The sequence below is a fragment of the Niastella populi genome, from assembly GCF_002078015.1.
GTDB classification, from domain to species: domain Bacteria; phylum Bacteroidota; class Bacteroidia; order Chitinophagales; family Chitinophagaceae; genus Niastella; species Niastella populi.
Genome location: NZ_LWBP01000201.1, coordinates 34,698 through 56,788, shown reverse-complemented (window position 1 = coordinate 56,788; position 22,091 = coordinate 34,698). Strand labels below are relative to the sequence as shown.

Here is a 22,091-nt window from a genome sequence, read left to right as displayed (position 1 = left end):
GACGGGGTTGTCTGGTTGAGGGGTTAACTAGTTGAGGAGCTTCAGGCTTTCGGCTTTTTGCTGTATTTACATGCGCCTGAAGCTTGCCGTGCGGCGCTGTATTGTATTTGCTTTCCGCTTTCAGCTTTTTGCCTTCCGCTAGCTTTCAGCTGTATTATTTTGCAGCGTTTCGGTTCTTCCATCAGCGTATCCCACCAGCACCATATCGGCCATGTTTATGAACAACCCATTATCAACCACACCGGGGATGGCGTTCAGGTCATACGTTAAAATACCGGGGTGCTCAATTTTATTGAAGGGGCAGTCGAGAATATAATGGCCATGATCGCTGACGAAGGGTTGGTCATCTTTAGTGCGTAAAGACGCTTTTACATTATAGGTTGCCTGTATGTGCCGCTGCACCTGCTTCCAGCCAAATGGAATTACTTCCAGCGGCAGGGGGAATTTGCCCAGTTGACGTACCAGTTTGGTTTCATCGGCAAGGATAAACAGTTCACGTGATGCGGCCGCCACCATTTTCTCCTGTAATAATGCGCCGCCACCGCCCTTTATCAATTGCAGGTTGGGGTCAATTTCATCGGCCCCGTCGATGGTGATATCTAAAGCGGTAACGTCGTTCAAAGCGGCCAGTGGAATATTTTGTTGGGCGCAAAGGGTGGCCGTTTTTTTAGAGGTGGGAATAGCGCGAAAGAACAACCCCTGCTTAACCCGGCTTCCCAGCTCCATAATAAGCCAGTAAACCGTAGAACCTGTACCAATACCAACTGTCATATTGTTTTGAACCAGTTGGGCGGCCTGTTTCGCTACCAATTGCTTGATCTCATCCTGCGTTAGCATGAGGTGAAGATAATTGGAAAATTTGTTAATAGCACACATATGAAAACAAACTATTCACTCATTGCTTTAGCCGTGGGGCTTATAATGAAGGACCGGCTGATAACATTTGTTGGTCATTTTGAAATTAGTAATGGCCGTTTATAATTCTTGAGGCATGATTTGTAATTATAAACGGGGATTTAAAATTCTGGAAGTACGTTCCGTAATTATGAGCGGGTTTTCAAAATTCCGGAAGTATATTCCGTAATTAGGGAAGGGGATTCAAAATTATGGAAGCATGTTTCAAAATTATGGAAGGGGCATCCAGGATTATGGAAGCATGGTTTGCAATTTTAAATGAGCGTTTATAATTACGGAAGAGGCGGAAGAATTTGGCAGAACCGCTTTTTCATATGAAAACGTATTTAAATCATATGGTGGAGTATCATTTTCATATGAAAACATAGTGAAATCATATGGTAGCGTTCCATTTTCATATGAAAACGTAGTAGTATCATATGAACAAGTACCATTTTCATATGAAAACAGGTTGAAAGCATATGGTAAAGCACCATTTTCATATGAAATGGGGGTAAAAAAATATGATAAATAACCGGGTTTTTACTGAAAATCAGGCAGAAAGGGGGGGATGAATTGTAGCTGCGGCGGGGAAAGGGAGGAAGGAAGGGGAAGATGTTGACAAGTTAACAGTTTGACAAAACCTGCCCCGATGAAGTCGGGGTTGATAAAGGTGTATAGGGTATTGTTTATGTACTTCGCTTTATGCTTTAAACTTTCAGTTTTTTTGCTTTTTGGCTTTCAGCTTTCGCCTGTATTTGCCTGCAGCTTGAAGCGTGTAGCTTGTATTTGTATTCGCTTTCAGCTTTCAGCTTTCGGCTGTATTGGCGGGTGCTCCGAACTCTCCCTGGTAAACAACTCCGTATCGAGGATCCTCGTTTCAAACTCAGTAACGGGGCGTTTGCTCTCGATGATCTGGATCAGCAGCTCCGTAGCCGCCTGGCCCATATCGAAGGCCGGCTGGCGAACAGCCGATAAAGGCGGGTTGAACAGCTCTGCAATATTGGTATTGGTAAAACCTATCACCGAAATATCTTCCGGTATGCGTTTACCGGCAGCTTTCAGGGCCGTAAGGCAGGAGGTAGTAACGCGATCGCTGGCGGTTAAAATAGCGTCAGGTTTTTGACGGGCACTGAACATCTTTTTTATTTCTCCCTCGATCTCATCATAGATCATACCGCCATGCAGGGTGTAGTGCACCAGCTTTTCATCAAACGGGATATTATTCTTCTTCAGCGCCTCCTGGTACCCCTGCAACCGCTCGCGGGTTATTGACAGGTTTTGCGAATTGGTAATATGCGCAATGCGGGTAAAACCTTTATTGATCAAATGCTGGGTGGCATCATAAGCGCCTTTGAAATTATTGGCAGTAACCTTATGGGTATTTATTTCGTCGGTAATGCGGTCGAAGAACACAACCGGCAACCCTTTTTCGTGAAGCTGTTTCAGGTGGCTCAGATCGATGGTTTCGTTCGAGAGCGATACCAGCAACCCGTCAACCGAACGCGAGGCAAGGTGTTGAATGGTCACCTTTTCCCGCTCGTACGATTCATGGCTTTGGGAAATAATAACGTGGTAGCCCCGGTTGTAAGCAATGGATTCAATTCCATTGATCGCCTGCGAGAAAAACGTATTAGCGATCTCGCTGACTACCACGCCGATCGACCGGCTTTTCCGTTCTTTCAAACTCAAAGCGATCGGGTTGGGCCGGTAATTGATTTTCTCGGCGTATTCAAGCACCAGTTTTTTTGTTTCGGGACTGATCTCATAACTACCACGCAATGCACGCGAAACGGTAGAAGTTGAAAGTCCCAACGCCCTGGCGATATCTTTTATGGTTACAGTCTCAAATTTCACAGTATGGCTGCTATATACCGATAAAAATAGTCTTTTTTCTATAAGGCTGTTAAACAATTGCAATTTGCAATATAGTAACCAATTGGCCATAGGCGATAGACAACAGGCAGGGAAGAAATTTGCAAATTTTAGGACAGACCGAAAACCGGCAGCTTTTGCCTGTTGCCAAAAAGAGAACTGCGAATTATAGGAGTTCGCAAAACCTGGTACGCTTACCAATTTCATATTCCAATTGAACCTGGGGTTGATTGCACGGGAAAAGGCCGGCGCAAAACCTGGTATTCAAAACTTTCCGCAACGGTGAGTGCCTGCCCCGGAAGGCTGGCGCAAAGCCGGGGGCATTGATTAACAATGCGCAATAAGCAATTAGCAAAATGGGATAATGCACACCGTGGCACGGATTATAACAGGTTTTTTTGTTCAGGAAACCATTCGCCCTAAACATCGTTTCTGCACCGGCAACCAGTAACCAACAACCGGTAACATTGCTTACCCTGTTAGTTCCCTGCGGTTTACATCGTTGCCGGGAACGATTGCATAGAAAAATGCCAGTGGTTTCTCATTAATTAAAAAATATCTCACTAGAATTGACATTGGATTAAGTTAAAAACGATTGCATTTAATATTCAGATACTCCAGGTAACCGGCAGATAATGCCGCCTGAGGCAGTATGAACCCCCAAAATTGACCAGCCATATGAGAGTTACTTTGGTAGTCCTTCATTTCTTCATTCCACTATTTCTTTTTGCCCAAACCCGAACGATCAGCGGAACTGTTTCCGATGAAAAAGGTGTTCCGCTTGCTGCGGTAAGCGTGATGGTGAAAGGGACCAGTACAGGTACGCAAACCGATGTATCGGGGAATTTTAAGCTACCTGTTACGGGTACGGGAAAAGTGATACTGGTAGTTTCATCAACCGGTTTCAGGTTACGTGAAATTGCTACCGATGGAAATAAACCGGTTTCAATTCTTCTTGAAACACTTTCTTCAAACCTCGATGATGTAGTGGTAATTGGATACCAGACGGTAAGCCGGAGAAATGTTACCGGTTCGGTATCATCGGTAGCAGCTAAAGATATGAAAGACATACCGCTGAGTTCGGCTGCCGAAGCCATTACCGGGCGGCTGGCCGGCGTTCAGGTTACTACCACCGAGGGTAGGCCTGGCGCCGATATACTTGTACGTGTGCGTGGCGGCGGTTCAATTACGCAGGACAATTCGCCTTTGTATATCGTAGATGGCATTCAGATGGAAAATGCTTTATCGGTATTGTCGTTGCAGGAAATAGAATCGATCAACGTGTTGAAAGATGCTGCTTCAACAGCCATATATGGGGCCCGGGGAGCCAATGGGGTGATAATCATTACTACCAAGGGCGGCCATGAAATGAAAACCAAGGTTACCTACAACGGATTTGCGGGTGTAAGGAAGATAGTTAACAAACTCGCTGTAATGAATCCTTACGATTATGTAAAGTATCAGTACCAGATATATAATTACAACACGAACCAGGAAACCAGAGATGCTTTCAGAGATCGTTATGGAAGTTGGGAAGATCTGGAGTTGTATAAAAGTATGCCGTTTACCGACTGGCAGGATAAGGTTTTTGGCCGCGATGCTTTCAGTCAGACACATGTATTGGGTGTAACCGGTGGAACAAAATCAACCACGTTTAACATTGGCCTGAATAATACCGATGAAGAAGGGATCATGTTGAATTCGGGTTTTAAAAGAACGTTGGCAACCCTGAAGCTTGATCATAAAGTGAATGACCGGTTTAAAGTTGGAATAAATACAAGGTACAGCCGTCAACGGATAGATGGGGTGGGTACTTCAAGCACCGGTACACAGGGAACGAACAGGTTGAGGAACTCCGTACGGTTCAGGCCCTTTATTGCCCCGGGTTTGGAAAGCCAGGTAGATGAGTTTGATGAAAATTATGCCAACCTTACCAATTTGACCAGTCCGCTTTTATTGGCCAACCAGGAGCTAAAATACGATTACCGGAACGATGTGATCGTAAATGGATATTTCAGTTATGAGATCATAAAAGGGCTCACTTATAAAACTGTTTTGGGTATTAATAATACAGAAAGAAAGACGAATACATTCAATGGGGTAGTTACAGGTATTGCGCGGCAGAATGCCGATATGCCGGTGGTTCAGATGACAACAGGTGACGGGCTTTCATTAACCAATTCCAATACGCTTAATTATAGAAGAGGTTTTGGTAAACACCAGATAGATGTTTTGGTGGGTCAGGAAATTTACGAGGCCAGGTCGAAGAGTTTGAATATTACGACCAAATGGCTGCCGAAAGATATTACACCGGAACAGGCGTTTGCGGGTATTCAGAAAGCTACGCCGCCTTCCGGATTAATACAGGATGCTCCATCAACCTCGCATGGGATAAACCGGCTGTTGTCGGTATTTAGCCGGGCAAACTATTCATATGACGGAAAGTATATGGCAACTTTCACATTACGCCGCGATGGTTCCTCGCTTTTTGCAAAAGAAAACCGCAACGCTTATTTTCCTTCCATGGCACTCGCCTGGCGCATTTCCGATGAAGAATTTATGAAAGAAGCCGACTTTATTTCTGAATTGAAAATGCGGTTTAGTATCGGTACGGCGGGAAACAACAGGATCGGCGCCGATCTGTATAAAACAATGTTTACAGCATCAGGCAATGACGGATATGCATTTAATGAATCCGTTACGCCGGGTTTCGCAGCGTTACAACTGGCGAATGCAAACCTTAAATGGGAAACCACCGTTTCACGAAACCTCGGGTTAGACATCGCTTTATTCAGGAACCGGTTGAATGCAACAATAGACTGGTATTTTAACAATACCAGGGATCTTTTGCTGCAGGCGAATATTCCACAAACCAGCGGATATACCACACAGTTCCAGAACATAGGAAAAACGGAAAACAAGGGCCTGGAAATACAGCTAAACGGAACAGTTATGAGAAATAAGGATTTTAACTGGAACGCGAGCTTCAATATGGCCTTCAATAAAAATAAAATTGTTAGCCTTGGGCTCGATCCTTCCGGCCAGCCCAAAAATTCTTACCTCGAGGAAGCCGGCTGGATAAGCGCTACCTACCAGGATTTTTTGGTTCAGGTAGGGCAGCCGATAGGACAGTTTTACGGTTATGTTACTGACGGGTTTTATACCGTAGATGACTTTGACTATAATGCCTCTACCCAGGCGTATACGTTAAAGGCAGATGTCGCTAACACCAAAAACGTTGCTTTGGGAAACAGGGATCCCCAGCCGGGCGACCTGAAACTAAAAAAACTGGGCGATAAAGCCGATATGATGATAGGCGCCGGCGACAGAACCGTACTTGGAAATGCCCAGCCAAAGTTCTCAGGCGGGTTTAACCAGCAGTTTAGTTACAAAGGATTTGATGCCAGTATTTTTATGAACTTTTCCGTTGGCAATAAAGTGTATAACGCCAACAAAATAGAATTTACTACCCAGTATTTATACCGCGACAATAATATGCTTGCTTCAATGAACGACAGGTGGAAGTGGTATGACGATAATGGTGTGAAGGTCACTGATCCGGTTGCGCTGAGTGAATTAAATGCGAATACAAAATACTGGACCCCATCCGCCGGTCAATACTTCCTGCATTCATTTGCGATAGAAGATGGATCGTTCCTTCGTATCAGCAATGTGACGTTGGGTTATTCCCTGCCCGATGGGTTGTTGAAAAAAAGTAAAGTGTTTTCCCAGTTCAGGGTGTATGCCACCGTAAATAATCTGCTGACACTGACCGGTTATTCAGGGTTTGATCCCGAAGCGAATACGCGCCGTAGTAACCCGCTTACTCCCGGTGTCGATTATGCCGCTTATCCCCGCAGCCGGTATATTCTGGCTGGTGTAAATGTTACTTTTTAACCGCTAAACGATCGCCTCGATGAAAAATAGAAATTCAAAATCAGCACTTCTTATATTAATAGCTACAGGTTTAATTGTATGCTCATCCTGTAAAAAATATCTTGATGTAGAAAACCCTTCTACCGTTTCACAGGATGCGGTATTCCCCAGTTTGTCATATACCGAATCGGCTGTAATTGGGGTTTACAACAAGTTAATGGGCGATAATGGTTATGGAAGCCGTATTTCGCTTTTGTATCCCATGGCGGCAGAAGATTTTAAAACATCGGGCGACTATAACCCGCTCGATAGAAGGGGGCTTAGCTGTTATGGCGCAAGCCCCGACAACACCGAATTAGACAAACCCTTCATACAATTATACGAAGGCATAGAAAGAGCCAATATCTGCATCAAATATATTCCTCTGTCTGATTTATACAACGATGGTACTGCCGCAGAGAAGACGGCTATGCGCAGGTTATATGGTGAAGTACTTACGTTGCGTGCGCAGTTTTATCATGAATTGATCCGTAACTGGGGCGATGTGCCGGCACATTTGCAGCCCTCTGCAGATGTTTCCAATTTGTACCTGCCTAAAACCGATCGTGATTCGATTTACAATGTGCTGCTTGAGGATCTAAATACAGCTGCCGAACTGTTACCCTGGCGGGGCGAGGCGGGAGAGGATCTCAGTACCCGCATTACGAAAGGAGCTGCAAAAGGGCTTCGTGCAAGGATCGCATTGGCGCGTGGCGGCTATTCGCTGAGACGTGAACCGCAGGTAATGACACGCAGAGATGATTATAAAGACTTTTATAAAATTGCCCTCGATGAGTGCCGTGAAATTATGGAGAGCGGTAAACATGGCTTGAACCCGAGTTTTGAAAACCTTTTCAAAACCCTACATAACAGCAACCGGCAGGACGCCAACCACGAATGGATATTTGAGGCGGGCGCATTCGGCGGTAATGCAAGAACCGACAGCAAACTGGGGTATGCCAACGGAATAAGGATAAATGCCAACTCATCTTATGGATCGGCTAATGGCGGCGTTGTTGCGATCCCGACTTATTTTTATGAATTCGATTCCATTGGCGACAGCCGCCGTGATGTAACGCTTGCTTATTTTGAAGTAGATGGTACCGATAACAAAGTGCTCACAGGCGCTACCGATATGCGCGACGGAAAATACCGGAAATACTGGACAAGCATAAACGGCACCAACCAAACGCTGGGGATCAACTGGCCGATCTTGCGATATGCCGATGTGTTACTGATGTTTGCTGAAGCAGATAATGAATTGAACAACGGACCATCTGCCCAGGCCATCAGCGCTTATGAGGCAGTACGTAAAAGGGCTTATACAGGTTATGAAAGCAGAATGGGCACAACGCCTACAGATAAAGCAGGTTTTTTTAATGCACTTGCAAAGGAGCGTTTGCTTGAATTCGGCGGTGAGGGAGTTCGGAAATACGATCTTATCCGCTGGAACCTGCTGGCTTCAAAAATAACCGAAACCAGAGCGAAACTGAGAGAATTTATGACCGGAACCGGCCGTTACGCCAATGTACCCCAATACATTTATACGATTGCCAATAAGCTGAAAAACGGGACCATTCCCGCCGAAATAGCCGATTTCAACCTGTATGGGGGAGAAGTATCCAAAGTAATGTACCAGCCTGATCAAACAACTACAACTCCGTCGGGCCATTTAAAGAAAAACTGGAGAGCGGCAGTTACCGAAGAGTACATAACAGGTTCAAGGCAGGGATTTGCCCTGGCATTCAAGGAAAACAGCAGGGAGTTGTTTCCTATATACACAGGCATTCTGAATCAAAATTTTAATCTCTCTCAGGATTATGGGTATTAATGATTGAATGATTGCATTACGGATATCTAACTTATTACACATATGAAAGCTATAAATACAATTATAAAAGGATTACTACTGCTGCTGGCGCTTGTTATATTGAATGTGTCATGTAAGAAAGATGTAGAAGACGTTTTTGAACCCGACAGATTTTTCAAGCCTGCCAAAATCACCGCTGCATCAGGTGAAACTGCAGTAAAGCTGGAGTGGCCTGCATCGCTTTATACCGCGGGGAAAGGTGTTCAGTATACGGTAGAAATATCCAAAGATTCGCTCTTTCAATCAGGGATCGATTATTCTGTTGTCATTGACTCAACCACATTGTCGATCACAGATGATAACCTTGTAATAAAGCAAAAATATTTTGCCCGCGTAAAAGCCAACGCAATTGACAATATTGGTGATTCTAAATGGGAATACAGCAGCAGTTTTTCTATTACAGGCGAACAGATCATTTTCCCGGTACTGGATGCGGAACTTAAAGACAAAAGCGTTATCCTGCGGTGGAGAATTACAAGCGGTTTAACCAAAATTGTTCTCCTGCCAACCGGCGGGTCTCAGATAGATGTAGATCTTGATGCAAATGATGTAGCGGCAGGATTTAAACAAATTACCGGGCTGACAGGCAATACAACTTACAATGCAATAATTTTAGCGGGTACCAAGGTGAAAGGAACAATGAACTTCGTTACTCCCGCTGCAAGTATATTTACAGTGGTTTTAACTCCTTCAGATGATTTGGTAGCGGCTGTCAATAATGCTGCAAACGGCGATGTAATTGGTCTTGACCCGGGCACCTATAATTGTGTAGATGGCACTGGTGCTTTCGTTAATTTGATCATTTTGCAAAAAACAATTACAATTCAGTCGGTATCGGGTAACCCGGCAGATACAAAGGTCAACTACAGGGAAATCACCCTTAAAGGAACCGGCGCCGGCATTACGTTAAAAGGTATTGAGTTCGACGGCGCGGCTGCCAATGCCACGGCTTCCCAGGCGCTGTACTTTCTAAATCTTACAGGGTTGAACAGTGATTCGGAAGCGGCTACTTTCACCGATATAATAGTTGAGAACTGTTATGTTCATGACATGGGGAATTGTATTTTCAGAGGCAACAGGGCTGCTAACAACGCTCATAAGATTGGTACTATGAAATTCAACAATTGCAAACTGTATGATTGTAAATCGCTGAATGCCTACACATTCTTTACTATGGAAAAGCTGCAGTTCGAAAAACTTGAATTTACCAATTCCACCCTGTACAACCTGGGCCGCGCTTTTATCGGCTGGAGCACGAATATAACGGTGGCCGTACCGCCGACTATTTTAATAGATCAATGCACCATCAATAGTTTTGGCCGTGACGCCCGGAACAATTTCTTTATTGATGCCAATGCCAATCCACTTATTCTAACCATCAGCAATAGCATTATCAGCAATACACCGATGCCGGGATCGACCAGCGGTACAGCCCTTATGCGTGCAACCGCGGCGACCGCAGACATGTCTTATTGCAATACCTTTAACCTTACCAATGGCGCTTCTCCTGCAGTGGCGGCTACATTTCCTGCTATTGTAACGATGCAAAATAATAAAACTGTCGACGCAGGGTGGACTGGCAACAGCAGTGATTTTACACTGCCGGCTGGTTCTGAACTAAGAACAAGCAACAGTTCAGGTGGTCCGGTGGGCGACCCCCGCTGGGCGTTCTAACTGTAAGCGAAGCTGCAGATGCAATAAAAACGCGGTTCAACTGAATCGCATCGATACATTATGAAGAAAAGAATGCACTATATCTTTTTAACAATATCCTTACAGTTTATATTGTTTTCAGCAATTGCCCAACCCATTGCCTTTCCCGGCGCTGAAGGCTTTGGCCGGTATACAACGGGCGGGCGAGGGGGCAGGGTGATAGTCGTGAATACGCTGAACGACGATGGCCCGGGCAGTTTTAGAAAAGCCGTTCAGGCAAAAGAGCCGCGTATAATTGTATTCGCCGTATCGGGCACCATTCATTTACAATCGAAACTTGAAATAAAGGGTAATGTTACCATCGCCGGGCAAACAGCGCCCGGCGATGGTATTTGCCTGGCCGATCATCCCGTAGGTTTAAGCGGTGACAATATCATTGTGCGCTACCTGCGCTTTCGCATGGGCGATAAAAATCAAAACAAAGGCATGGTCGATGGCGGTGGCGGTGACGACGCATTTGGCGGCAGCCGCCGTAAGAACATTGTCATCGATCATTGCTCCATGAGCTGGAGCACCGATGAAGCGTTCTCCGTTTACAATGGCGATAGCACCACTTTACAATGGAACCTCATTGCAGAGCCTTTGAACTACAGTTATCATTTTGAAACAGGCGATAAGGATTTTGAGCGGCATGGCTATGGCGGCATCTGGGGTGGAAAACATACCTCGGCCCATCATAATCTTTTTGCGCACTGCAACAGCCGCAATCCGCGTTTCGATGGCATAAGAAACAGCCCCGAAGAAAATGTCGATTTCAGGAACAACGTCATCTATAACTGGGGCGGCAACAATGCCTATGCCGGCGAAGGCGGTAACTATAATATCGTGAACAATTATTATCGCTGCGGACCTGAAACAAAGAAGAATGTAAAGTACCAGGTAGTGAACCCCTGGAGCAAACCACCAAAGATCGCATATGGAAAATGGTTTGTAGATGGAAACTATGTCGATGGATCGCAGGAGGTAAGCAGTAACAACTGGCTGGGGGTACGCATGGGCGGTAAAAACGTTGATGACCCCGCACAGGCAAAAGCAACAGCGCCATTTTCAACTGTACCGGTAACCACCCAGCCGGCCAAAGAAGCCTTTGAACTGGTCTTGAAACAGGTGGGTTGCAGTTTACCCAAACGCGATACGCTCGACGAACGCATCATCGATGATGTAAAACACCGGAAAGGCCGTTTTATAGATGTGCAGGGTGGCTACCCGCATGGTACACCATACGAAGCTACCGTAAATGCCTGGCCGGCTTTGAATGCGACCCCGGCATTACCCGATAAAGACCAGGACGGGATGCCCGATGAATGGGAAACGGCGAATGGGTTGAACCCCGGGGATGCGGCAGATGCTGCAATCTGCACTTTGGAAAAGCAATATACCAATATAGAAATGTATGTGAATGGGTTGGTTAAGTAGATCGGGGAGTTGACGAGTTTACAAGTTGATAGGGTTAATAGAGTTGATAAAGGGAAGGCTGAAGTAAGAAGTGGGAGGTGAAGGCTGGAAGTAGCGATGTGAGCGTTTAATGGCGAATCATGAGGTAAGAGCATTTCACGTTTGCCGTTAGCCGTTTCACGTTTCACGACCGCAGGCAGTTGACAAATTATAAACAAGAACTAATGAACAGGATATTATTCATAGGGTCAATGATACTGGCAGCATTCGCCCTGCCACCCAAAAAGAAGATCACGGTGTGGCTTATAGGCGATTCAACCATGTCGAATAAAGCGGAGCGTACGTATCCTGAAAATGGCTGGGGCATGCCTTTTGTTTATTTTTTCGATTCTACCGTAACGGTCGATAACCGCGCGCAGAACGGCCGCAGCACAAGAACTTTCATGGAGGAAAATCGCTGGGCGCCGGTAGTGGCCAACATGCAGGAAGGCGATTATGTATTTATTCAGTTTGGTCATAATGACGAAGTAAAAACAAAGAAAAGTTATACCACGGAAGACCAGTTCAGGGCGAACCTGGTGAAATATATCGCAGATACCCGTAGTAAGAAAGCCAGCCCGGTGCTGCTGACGCCGGTGGCGCGCCGCAATTTCGATTCAACCGGTCATATAGTTGGAACGCACGATGTGTACGCTCAGATCGTACGTGATGTGGCTAAAGAAAATAATGTACCGTTGATCGATCTTGATAAAGAAGCGCAGGCCTTGTTTCAGCAATGGGGAGTAGATCGGTCAAAACTCCTGTTTAACCACCTGGCCCCCGATGAACATCCCAACTATCCTAAAGGAAAAGAAGATAATACGCATTTCAATGAGTTAGGCGCGCGTATCATTGCACAGATCGTTTTGAAGAACATCCGGAGTTTACACCTCGTCCTTGCCGAAAGGATCAGAAAGTAAGGTCAGTTTACAGCTGTACGAATACATGAATGCAATGTACTAATTAGCTAATGTGCTAATGTGCTGATATGCTAATGCCGCAGAGCGGGATTAATTGTGAATGAAGCATAGCTTCAGTTGCAGGCATACAATGCAGATGTGGCAAGCTTGCCTGGGATTATTGCGTTTTTAGTAGCGTGAAATTAATTAAGCGGCCATGAAATTGAGCATTACACGATTCACGATTGCCGGTTACCCTGCAATGATCTTTTGTTCAAAAATATTGATTTGAAAATTAAATCATGTGTGATGTTGAAGGTGCGAATTCACCATTCACCATTGACCATTCACCAACTAACGTTTGCTTATGCGAAACTTTACCCGCTGTGCCATTGCACTGTTTTCTTTAATGTTCACGCTGGTTACAACCCGGGCGCAACAACCTGCGTTTCCGGGCGCCGAAGGGGCCGGCATGTTCACCACCGGTGGCCGCGGTACGGCTTCTACGCCAACTACCGTTTTTGAGGTCACCAACCTGAACGATGATAACAATCCCGGCAGTCTGCGTTATGCCTTGTCTGCCACGGCAACGTATCGTACGGTGGTGTTCAGGGTATCGGGTACCATTCACCTCAATTCAAAACTGAGTATAAGGGCGAATACCACCATTGCCGGACAAACAGCGCCGGGTGATGGCATTTGTATCGCCGATCACCCGGTATCTATCGGTGGCGATAATGTGATCGTACGGCACATCCGGTTCCGCCTTGGCGATAAGAACCAGAAAAAAACAGATGCGCAGGGAAACCCTGTCGATGGAAGTGGCGGCGATGACGCATTTGGCGCATTGGGCGCCAATAATATCATCATCGATCATTGCAGTATCAGCTGGAGCGCCGATGAAGCACTTACTATTTACCGTGGCGATAACCTTACCATACAATGGTGCTTTATAACCGAACCGCTGAACTATAGCTATCACTGGGAAACCGGCGATACCGATTATGAACAACACGGTTACGGTGGTATCCAGGGCAGTAAAAGAGCTACTATTCATCACAACCTGTATGCTGCCTGCCGCAACCGCAATCCCCGTTTTTCAGGCATAGGAACCTATACCCCCAGCACCATAGGTATTGAGAATGTCGACTACCGCAACAACGTGTTGTATAACTGGGGTATCAATACCGTATATGGCGGCGAAGGCGGTAATTATAATGTAGTGAACAATTATTACAAGTGGGGGCCCAATACCGGGTCTGGTGTCAAGTACCGCATTTGCAACCCCAGCAAAACAGATGCGATCGATTATGGCAAATGGCATGTGAATGGGAATTATGTCGATGGCTCTACCCAAAATACCAATAACAACTGGTCGGGCGTAACCATGCAAACCACCGCCAGTGATACCGCGCTGGTAAAAACGCTTACTCCATTCGACCTGGGTTATACGGTAACCACACAGGCTGCTACCGATGCATTTGAATCTGTTCTACAGGGGGCAGGCGCCACTTTGCCCCGCCGCGATACGCTCGATCAGCGCATCGTAAACGACGTACGCAACAGAACAGGCCGTATAATAGATGTACAGGGCGGCTATCCGCATGGTACTCCTTATAACTTAACCGTGAATGCATGGCCCACGCTGAACAGTACTGCAGCACCGGTAGATACAGACCATGATGGTATGCCCGACAGCTGGGAGCTGAGTAATAATTTGAACCCCAATGATGCGGCCGACAGAAATACTTACGACGGCACCGGGTATACGATGCTCGAGAATTATCTGAATGGCGTGGTGAATACCGACCCCGCCATTGCAGTGGGTGGAACGATCGGGTATTTTTCACAAACATCGGCCGGTCCATCTGATGTACAAACCTATACAGTGGCCGGTTACAACCTTACCGGAAATGTAAGCATTACGCCCCCGGCTTCCTATGAACTGTCAACCGATGGCATCACCTGGTATGGCAGTACCAGCCCTATCGTATTGACACCCACAGCCGGTACATTAAACAGTACCACCATCAGGGTGCGTTTGAATGCAACCGCCCAGGGCACGTACGCCGGTAATATCACACATGTAAGCGCCGGCGCCGCTACCACCAGCCTGCCGGTGAACGGCCTGTTTGCCACTTATCTTAATGGTTTTGGTTTTAATGCCGATATGGATGGCGGTTTTGAAAAGCAGAACGACGGGTCGTATACAACGGTTACATCACATACGTCAACCACACAATGGGAAGTATCGGCCGCATGGAGTATTGCATCGACCGATGCGAGAACAGGCGATAAATTCCTGCATTATAACCAGGCCAGTTCAAGTAATAAATATATATTTTCACCGGTATGCACTACTACGCCGTTGGCGCCGTCTACTTCATACGTAGTGCAGTTCTGGTACCGCGCGCCGGCTGCATTGACCAGTACAACTGTCCTGAGCGCCTGGGCAACTATAGCCGGCTCAACCGGGGGAACCAATTCAAGCGGTTCAACAACCACGGCCTCATTGAGCGCAGCCACCACACCGGGCACCTGGTATTTTTTCTCGGGAACGCTTACAACCCCTTCCGGTATGCCAACGAGCACCTATGCAGGTATAAAAACAAGTAACCCGCAGCCGCCATTTTTCGATATCGATGATTTTGTAGTATATGCCGGTAATGCGTTGGATGCAACCGCACCCGATGCCGCCACTTCACCCGTTGCCGCCGGTAACGTCAATAACAATACGATAAAAATCGATTGGACGGCCCCGGCCTCCGGCGTTGATGGTGGGGGGTATGTAGTAGTGCGCAGTACATCGTCTACCGCACCTGTGCCCAATGCCAACGGGGTTTATATTGTTGGCAATACAATGGGCGCCGGCTACCAGGTGGTTTATTTGGGAACAAATAATACCTATACTGATACCGACCCTGCTTTGCTGTCATCGACAAGATATTACTACTATATATTTACTGCCGACAAGGCATATAACTATTCGGCAACCGCTGTATCGGCAAATGTGGTGATCGATGAAAGCACCACGCCGGCGCCGGCCGTCAGCGCTACCGGTACGCTCACCGCTTTTTCCCAAACGGTCGGTTCACCTGCAACTTCCCAAACCATAACGGTATCGGGCACCAGCCTTACCGGTAATATTACGCTTACGCCACCAGCCGGTTATGAACTATCTGTTAATAACGGAACCAACTGGAGCACGTCGGCAGTTATGTTAACGCCCACTGGCGGCACTGTTTCAGGCACTGCTGTTTTGGTTCGGCTGAACGCTGCCGCAACCGGTTCTTACATCGGCAGCATAGTGGTAAGCAGCGCCGGTGCAACAACTGTTAATGTTGCCGTAAGCGGAAATACGGTGCCTGCGGGCAGCACACCGCCGGCTGGTACAAAAGCGGTTGTGGCTAAAGATGGCAGCGGCCAGTATACCAGCATACAGGCGGCTATCAATGCGGCGCCAACAGCGCAAACAGCTCCTTATACGATCTATATCAGGAAAGGCAAGTATGTTGAAACGGTAACAATACCCGGTAATAAACCATTCATGCAACTGGTAGGGGAGAGCCTGGCAGAAACGATCATTTCATACGATAATTATTCGGGTAAAGCGAATCCCGCCGGTGGTACCTATGGAACATCTACCTGTGGTACGGTGATCATCAATGCGCCCGATGTAATGTTCATGAACCTGTCAATTGAAAATGCCACCGGTTATGGTATCAATGCCAATGCAGCGGTGCCGGCGCCGGGCGATGGCCCACAGGCGGTAGCGGTATATACCACCAGCGACCGGGTGGTATTTTATAATTGCCGCATGAATGGTGGGCAGGACACTTATTATGGAGGTAACGTGAAAGGAACAAGATGTTATTTCAAAAATTGTTATGTCGACGGCAATACCGATTTCCTGTTCGGTTCATCCACCATCATTTTCGATACCTGTATCATTTATCCGCGCACCCGGCTCGATAACGCTGCCGGCGGCTATGTGACAGCCGTGAACACCAAAGCTGAATCTGGTTATGGCTACGTATTCCGCGATTGTAAGATCACAAAGAACCGGGGCTTTACGTTGTATTCCCTTGGCCGGCCCTGGCAAAATGATGCCGGTACCGCCGATGCGGCTAAATCACGTAACAAGACCGTTTTCCTGAATACCCAAATGGGATCAACCGTTAAAGCGGAAGGCTGGAGCGCCTGGGATGCGGGTACCAATACCGGTTATATTACGTATGGCGAATACAACTCAAAAAATTATGACGGCACGCCGGTAAATGTCAGCGGCCGTTTAGCGTGGACAAAACAGCTTACCGCTGCCGATGCGGTTAAGTATTACAACAACGATACGGTGTTTGTAAATGCGAATACGCCTGCCATGGCAACCTGGAACCCCTACGCAACATGGGCAGAACTGAGTGCTCCCTTTACGCCGGAGCTTTCCGCTTCCAACCTGATAGCAAAGAAAAGTGCGGGTAATACAATCCTTACCTGGAACCTGTCGTGGCCAATGAGTGGTATCACCTGCGATCTGTACCGCAGCAACGATAAAACCAGCTTCACAAAAATAAATACACAGGTAAGCACCGAGGACTCAGCCTGTAATTTTAGTTTTTCAGAAAGTGTTCCGCCGCCCGGACAAACCTATTATTATATCGTTCGCCTGTCGAAGAACGGTTATACCAGCACTACATCAGATACGGCTTTCGTTACCAGCAAACCAACCATTACCGTGCAGGGCGTGTTGGGCAGCTTTTTGCAGGGATTGGGTACGCCTTCAACGGCGCAGTCGTTCGTGCTGGCCGGCGAGAACCTGGTAGCAGGCATTACGGTTACACCACCTGCCGGTTATGAAGTATCGTCGAATAATTCGACCTGGTTTACCGGCAGTTCGCCACTCGTAGTTACGCAAACGGGTGGTGTGCTGGCCAATACCAATATTTATGTACGTCTCAACGGTACAGCGGTTGGCGCCATCGGCGGAAATATAGTTTGTTCATCAACCAATGCGAATAGTGTGAATGTGGCCGTGAATGGAACCGTACAGGCCGACCCGCTGAACACCAGCGCCATATTGCTGGAGCAATGGCCGTTTACCACGAACAACCAGGATAGTGCCAATGTGCGGGCTGCCGGTGTGGTAGGAACGATGCCTGTGTTTAACAACCTTTATATTTCAAATGGCGCCGCAGCGCCTGCCGTACCGGCTTATTCGGCATTGCATGGCCAGGCATTTGGTTCGTCAACGGATGGCTCCGGTTCATGGACCACCGCCGGCGGCGGGCCGGGGGGCACGCTCAACAGGCTTTATTATGAACAATTCACTATTGTGGCAGATGCGAAGTATACTTTACGCATCGATTCCATATTGTTATCAACCTCGTTTTACAATACCTCGAGCGGAACCAAAATGGCCGTCGTGTATTCGCAATCGGGTTTCAGAACCGATTCAACCGAAATAAAAGTTGTTGCAAAGAATGGTACGGCGGTTACGCCCGGCACCAGCGGTACGTTTACCAATGCGGTGGATGTGAGCAATCAGACAGCCGGCACTACAGATGTGTACGCGATGCTCATCAATGGGTCAGCCGGTGTTACGCTGCCGGCAGGCGATACGCTTTTCTTCCGCATTTACCATTGCACGGGTTCTGGTAGCCCGGGCCGTTATGCCAAGCTGAAGAATGTGATGGTGAAGGGAACTACCACCAAAGAGCCTGAACCGGCTATCGTAACTGCCGGTACATTGAATGCCTTCTCGCATATCGCAGGTACACCATCTGTAGAACAAACATATTCCGTATCGGGCAGTGCCCTTTCGGCCGGTATTATCATTACGCCGCCCCCAGGTTACCAGGTGTCGAATAACGGAACAACCTGGTATGACAACGCCTCACCGCTGACGCTAATAGCAGTAAATGGGGTAGTGGCCGCAACAACCATTCAGGTTCGGTTAAATGCAACGGCAGCCGGCACATCTGCCGGTAATATAACCCATGAAAGCACCGGCGCCATTACTCAAAATGTGGCGGTAACCGGTACCACTGCTAGTAACATACCGGTGGTTACCACAAGCGGGGTTTTAAATATTTTCTCACAAACCGTGGGCAGGCCAACCGATGCGCAAACATTTAAGTTGTCTGTCACGAACGTTGCCGGCACTGTTACCGTAACACCACCTGCGGCATATGAAATGTCAGCTGATACCGGCAAAACATGGTATACCGCTGCACAGGTTCCTGCGCTTACAGTTGCTACCGGAAGTACATTGGCAAAATCCCTTATGATCAGGTTGAATGCATCGGCTGCAGGATCGTATGACGGCAATGTGGTGATACAAAACAACGGCGCCGCCGGTTTAAATGTTCTGGTGACAGGTATTGCGTACGGAACGTATACGATCAATCCGAACCCGGCCGGCAGTTATGTAAATATTTTTCATACAAAACTGTACACGCCGGCGCATATAAGGATCTACAATGTAAGCGGCCGTTTAATGGGCGTATGGCGCAGCAGGCCTGCTACCAATTACACAACTATTAACATTAGCGACCTGCCGAACGGAATGTATTTTGTAGAACTGGAGCGGTTGTCTGATAAAGTGATGTTGCGATTTATAAAACAATAATACCGTTGCCGGCAACTATAATGAAGTGTGCCACGTCTTTACATCGTGGTACACCTTTATGATCATAATAAGTTATGTAACTTGGCTTCAAAATTTTTGTGCATGTATTACAGGATTGGCTGCTTAACTTTTTTGATTTTGTTAAGCACGATTGCATCAGAGGCGCAGGAGTTTATTCCTTTGTGGCCTTCGGGAAAAATGCCTAATACGAAAGGCATGCGATTGAAAGATAGCATCAATAATGAACGCGTGTACCAGGTGGGCGTGCCGGGCATGTTTGCCTTTTTTCCATCTGCGCAGGAGAATAAACAATGTGCGGTGATCATTTGTCCGGGTGGCGGTTATCATCACTTATCCTACCAGATCAGTGGTTTTCAACTGGCCAAATGGTATAATACAATGGGCATTGCCGCTTTTGTGTTGAACTACCGGTTGCCTAACTCACCCGATCTGGCAAAACCGGAAACCGGTCCCCTGCAGGATGCGCAAAGAGCCATCAGGGTCATTCGTGCTAATGTAACCAGGTGGAATCTGCAACCGGATAAGATCGGGATAATGGGGGTGTCGGCCGGTGGACACCTGGCGGCTTCATTGGGAAATATTACCGATGATGTGAGCGCAATTGGCGATTCGCTCAATGTGATATCGTTTCGCCCCGATTTTACCATCCTTGTTTCACCGGTGATTACCATGGGCCAATATACGCATAAGGGAAGCCGGGAAAATTTATTGGGCAAAACGCCGTCGAAAGAAATGGTGGATAAGTATTCGATGGAGTTACAGGTAAAATCAACCACGCCGCCCTGTTTTATTGCGGGTGCGTTTAATGATAAAGGTGTTGACCCGCGCAACAGCCTGTATTTTTACCAGGCATTGCTGGAGAAGAATATTTCAACCAGTTTTCATGTTTTTCCGCAGGGCGGTCATAACATTGCGCTGCGTAACAATCCCGGTTCCACTCAATTGTGGACGACCTTATGTGAGGAGTGGCTGGTGGAGATGGGGTTTGTGAAATGAGGAATGAAAAAGGGGATACAGGGGAAGTTGATAAGGTTGATACAGTTGATAATGTTGATAAAGTTGATAAAGAGAGGCGGGTTAACGAGTTGACAGGTTAACAAGTTGACTGGTGGTTTCACTGGTTGTTGTTTGCGCGTGCAGCTGTATTCTGTATTTGCTTTCGGCTTTAAGCCTTAGGCCGTATTCGCTTGTAGCTGTTCTAAAAGATAAAGTAACATTTATAGTAATGAAAAACTTATTTCTACTAAGTCTCTCTTTGATCAGTTTAAGTGCTGTTGCCCAACAACCATACGTTTCAAAAGTATGGGTGTCGGACAAAAAGAACGGGACGTATAAAAACCCGGTGCTCTATGCCGATTACTCCGATCCCGATGCGTGCCGGGTAGGTGATGATTATTACCTCGTGGCATCCAGTTTCGATGGTATTCCGGGCCTGCCCATTCTTCATTCAAAAGACCTGGTTAACTGGACCATCATCGGCCATGCCCTGAAGCGCCAGCCGCCATACGATCATTTTTCACAGACCCGTCATGGCATGGGTGTGTGGGCGCCGGCCATCAGGCACCACAACGGTGAATTTTACATTTATTACCCCGATCCGGATTTTGGCATCTACGTGGTAAAGTCAAAAAGCATCAATGGCCCCTGGACCGATCCCATACTGGTGGAAGGCGGCAAAGGGTTGATTGACCCCTGTCCCTTGTGGGATGATGACGGGAAAGTGTACCTGGTGCATGCCTATGCCGGCAGCCGCGCCGGTATAAAAAGTATTGTAGTAATTAAACGACTCGATGCTGCCGGTACAAAAGTACTCGATGGGGGCGCTATGGTGTTCGATGGTCACGATCAGGACCCAACGCTGGAAGGCCCCAAGTTGTATAAACGAAATGGTTATTATTACATCTTCGCTCCCGCCGGTGGGGTATCCACAGGCTGGCAACTGGTGCTGCGCTCAAAGAATATTTACGGCCCATATGAAAGAAAAGTGGTGATGGACCAGGGCGGTTCTGCCATTAACGGTCCGCACCAGGGCGCCTGGGTTGATACAAAAACCGGTGAGCACTGGTTCCTGCACTTCCAGGATGTGAATGCATACGGACGGATCGTACACCTGCAACCGATGAAATGGGTGAATAACTGGCCGGTGATCGGGGTTGATAAAGATGGCGACGGAAAGGGCGAACCGGTAATGGAATATAAAAAACCAAATGTCGGTAAAACATACCCGGTGCAAACGCCACAGGAGTCTGATGAGTTCAATGGCCATACCATGGGATTGCAGTGGCAATGGCAGGCCAACCCCAAACCCTACTGGGCCTTCCCGGGCAGCGGCTACCTGCGGTTGTTCTCAGGCCTGGTGTCAGATACGGCAAAAAATTTATGGTTTGTGCCGAATGTGCTGATGCAGAAATTTCCGGCCGAAACATTTACCGTTACAACGAAGCTTGATTTCAAGCCGCGGCTGGCCAATGAAAAAGTGGGAATGATCGTAATGGGGTCAGATTATGCATATGTAGGGCTTACGAAAAAAGACGATGGATTGTATCTCTCGTACGTGATCTGTAATGGTGCCGAGGCCGGCAAACCGGAGCAGGAAAAAGTGATAGGTAAAATTTCCGGAGCAACGGCTTATTTCAGGGTGCAGGTAAATGCCGGCGCAAAGTGTAGTTTTTCCTATAGTGAAGATGGAAAACAATTTTCGCCTGCCGGCGATGTGTTCACCGCTTTGCCGGGAAGATGGATCGGTGCCAAAGTAGGTTTGTTTTGCACGCGCACCACCGTTACCAACGATGCCGGTTTTGCCGATATCGATTGGTTTAGAGTTGAATAGATTTACAAGTGTGCC

10 protein-coding genes are annotated in these 22,091 nt (G+C 47.2%); 8 read left to right on the top strand and 2 right to left on the bottom strand.

Translation table 11 applies throughout. The annotated features are described in order from the left end of the window. Nucleotides 1-138: 138 nt before the first annotated feature. The gene (gene rpiA / locus A4R26_RS23715) at nucleotides 139-837 is read right to left on the bottom strand and encodes a ribose-5-phosphate isomerase RpiA (RefSeq protein ID WP_081169023.1); all 699 of its coding nucleotides are present in this window, start codon (nucleotides 835-837) and stop codon (nucleotides 139-141) included. A gap of 858 nt (nucleotides 838-1,695) precedes the next feature. Continuing rightward, nucleotides 1,696-2,751, bottom strand: coding sequence for a LacI family DNA-binding transcriptional regulator (locus tag A4R26_RS23710; RefSeq protein ID WP_081169048.1), 1,056 nt, complete (start codon nucleotides 2,749-2,751; stop codon nucleotides 1,696-1,698). A gap of 696 nt (nucleotides 2,752-3,447) precedes the next feature. Here A4R26_RS23710 and A4R26_RS23705 point away from each other — a divergent pair. From A4R26_RS23705 to A4R26_RS23670, 8 genes are all read left to right on the top strand, one after another. Then, nucleotides 3,448-6,666 (top strand): SusC/RagA family TonB-linked outer membrane protein, encoded by a 3,219-nt coding sequence (locus tag A4R26_RS23705; protein ID WP_081169022.1) that lies wholly within the window; start codon nucleotides 3,448-3,450, stop codon nucleotides 6,664-6,666. A gap of 19 nt (nucleotides 6,667-6,685) precedes the next feature. After that, nucleotides 6,686-8,515: a RagB/SusD family nutrient uptake outer membrane protein gene (locus tag A4R26_RS23700; RefSeq protein ID WP_081169021.1), complete on the top strand. Its 1,830-nt coding sequence runs from the start codon at nucleotides 6,686-6,688 to the stop codon at nucleotides 8,513-8,515. A gap of 42 nt (nucleotides 8,516-8,557) precedes the next feature. Beyond that, nucleotides 8,558-10,228, top strand: a complete 1,671-nt coding sequence (locus A4R26_RS23695) for a DUF4957 domain-containing protein (protein WP_081169020.1) — start codon at nucleotides 8,558-8,560, stop codon at nucleotides 10,226-10,228. 60 nt (nucleotides 10,229-10,288) lie between these two features. After that, a complete protein-coding gene (locus A4R26_RS23690; RefSeq protein ID WP_081169019.1) occupies nucleotides 10,289-11,683 on the top strand; it encodes a pectate lyase family protein in 1,395 nt (464 codons plus the stop codon). A 203-nt stretch (nucleotides 11,684-11,886) separates the two neighbouring features. Further along, nucleotides 11,887-12,621: a rhamnogalacturonan acetylesterase gene (locus A4R26_RS23685; RefSeq protein WP_081169018.1), complete on the top strand. Its 735-nt coding sequence runs from the start codon at nucleotides 11,887-11,889 to the stop codon at nucleotides 12,619-12,621. Between the two features lie 346 nt (nucleotides 12,622-12,967). Beyond that, on the top strand, nucleotides 12,968-19,225 hold the full coding sequence (locus A4R26_RS23680) for a pectinesterase family protein (protein WP_081169017.1): 6,258 nt from the start codon (nucleotides 12,968-12,970) through the stop codon (nucleotides 19,223-19,225). Nucleotides 19,226-19,363: 138 nt separating this feature from the next. After that, complete coding sequence (locus A4R26_RS23675) at nucleotides 19,364-20,242, top strand: alpha/beta hydrolase (RefSeq protein WP_242675000.1); 879 nt, start codon at nucleotides 19,364-19,366, stop codon at nucleotides 20,240-20,242. Between the two features lie 229 nt (nucleotides 20,243-20,471). After that, nucleotides 20,472-22,076, top strand: a complete 1,605-nt coding sequence (locus tag A4R26_RS23670; protein WP_081169015.1) for a glycoside hydrolase family 43 protein — start codon at nucleotides 20,472-20,474, stop codon at nucleotides 22,074-22,076. Nucleotides 22,077-22,091: the final 15 nt, after the last annotated feature.

Excerpts from the sequence above, each read along its gene's own strand:
- rpiA (WP_081169023.1), bottom strand. The coding sequence starts at position 837 with ATGCTAACGCAGGATGAGATCAAGCAATTGGTAGCGAAACAGGCCGCC.
- A4R26_RS23705 (WP_081169022.1), top strand. The coding sequence starts at position 3,448 with ATGAGAGTTACTTTGGTAGTCCTTCATTTCTTCATTCCACTATTTCTT.
- A4R26_RS23700 (WP_081169021.1), top strand. The coding sequence starts at position 6,686 with ATGAAAAATAGAAATTCAAAATCAGCACTTCTTATATTAATAGCTACA.
- A4R26_RS23695 (WP_081169020.1), top strand. The coding sequence starts at position 8,558 with ATGAAAGCTATAAATACAATTATAAAAGGATTACTACTGCTGCTGGCG.
- A4R26_RS23690 (WP_081169019.1), top strand. The coding sequence starts at position 10,289 with ATGAAGAAAAGAATGCACTATATCTTTTTAACAATATCCTTACAGTTT.
- A4R26_RS23685 (WP_081169018.1), top strand. The coding sequence starts at position 11,887 with ATGAACAGGATATTATTCATAGGGTCAATGATACTGGCAGCATTCGCC.
- A4R26_RS23680 (WP_081169017.1), top strand. The coding sequence starts at position 12,968 with ATGCGAAACTTTACCCGCTGTGCCATTGCACTGTTTTCTTTAATGTTC.
- A4R26_RS23670 (WP_081169015.1), top strand. The coding sequence starts at position 20,472 with ATGAAAAACTTATTTCTACTAAGTCTCTCTTTGATCAGTTTAAGTGCT.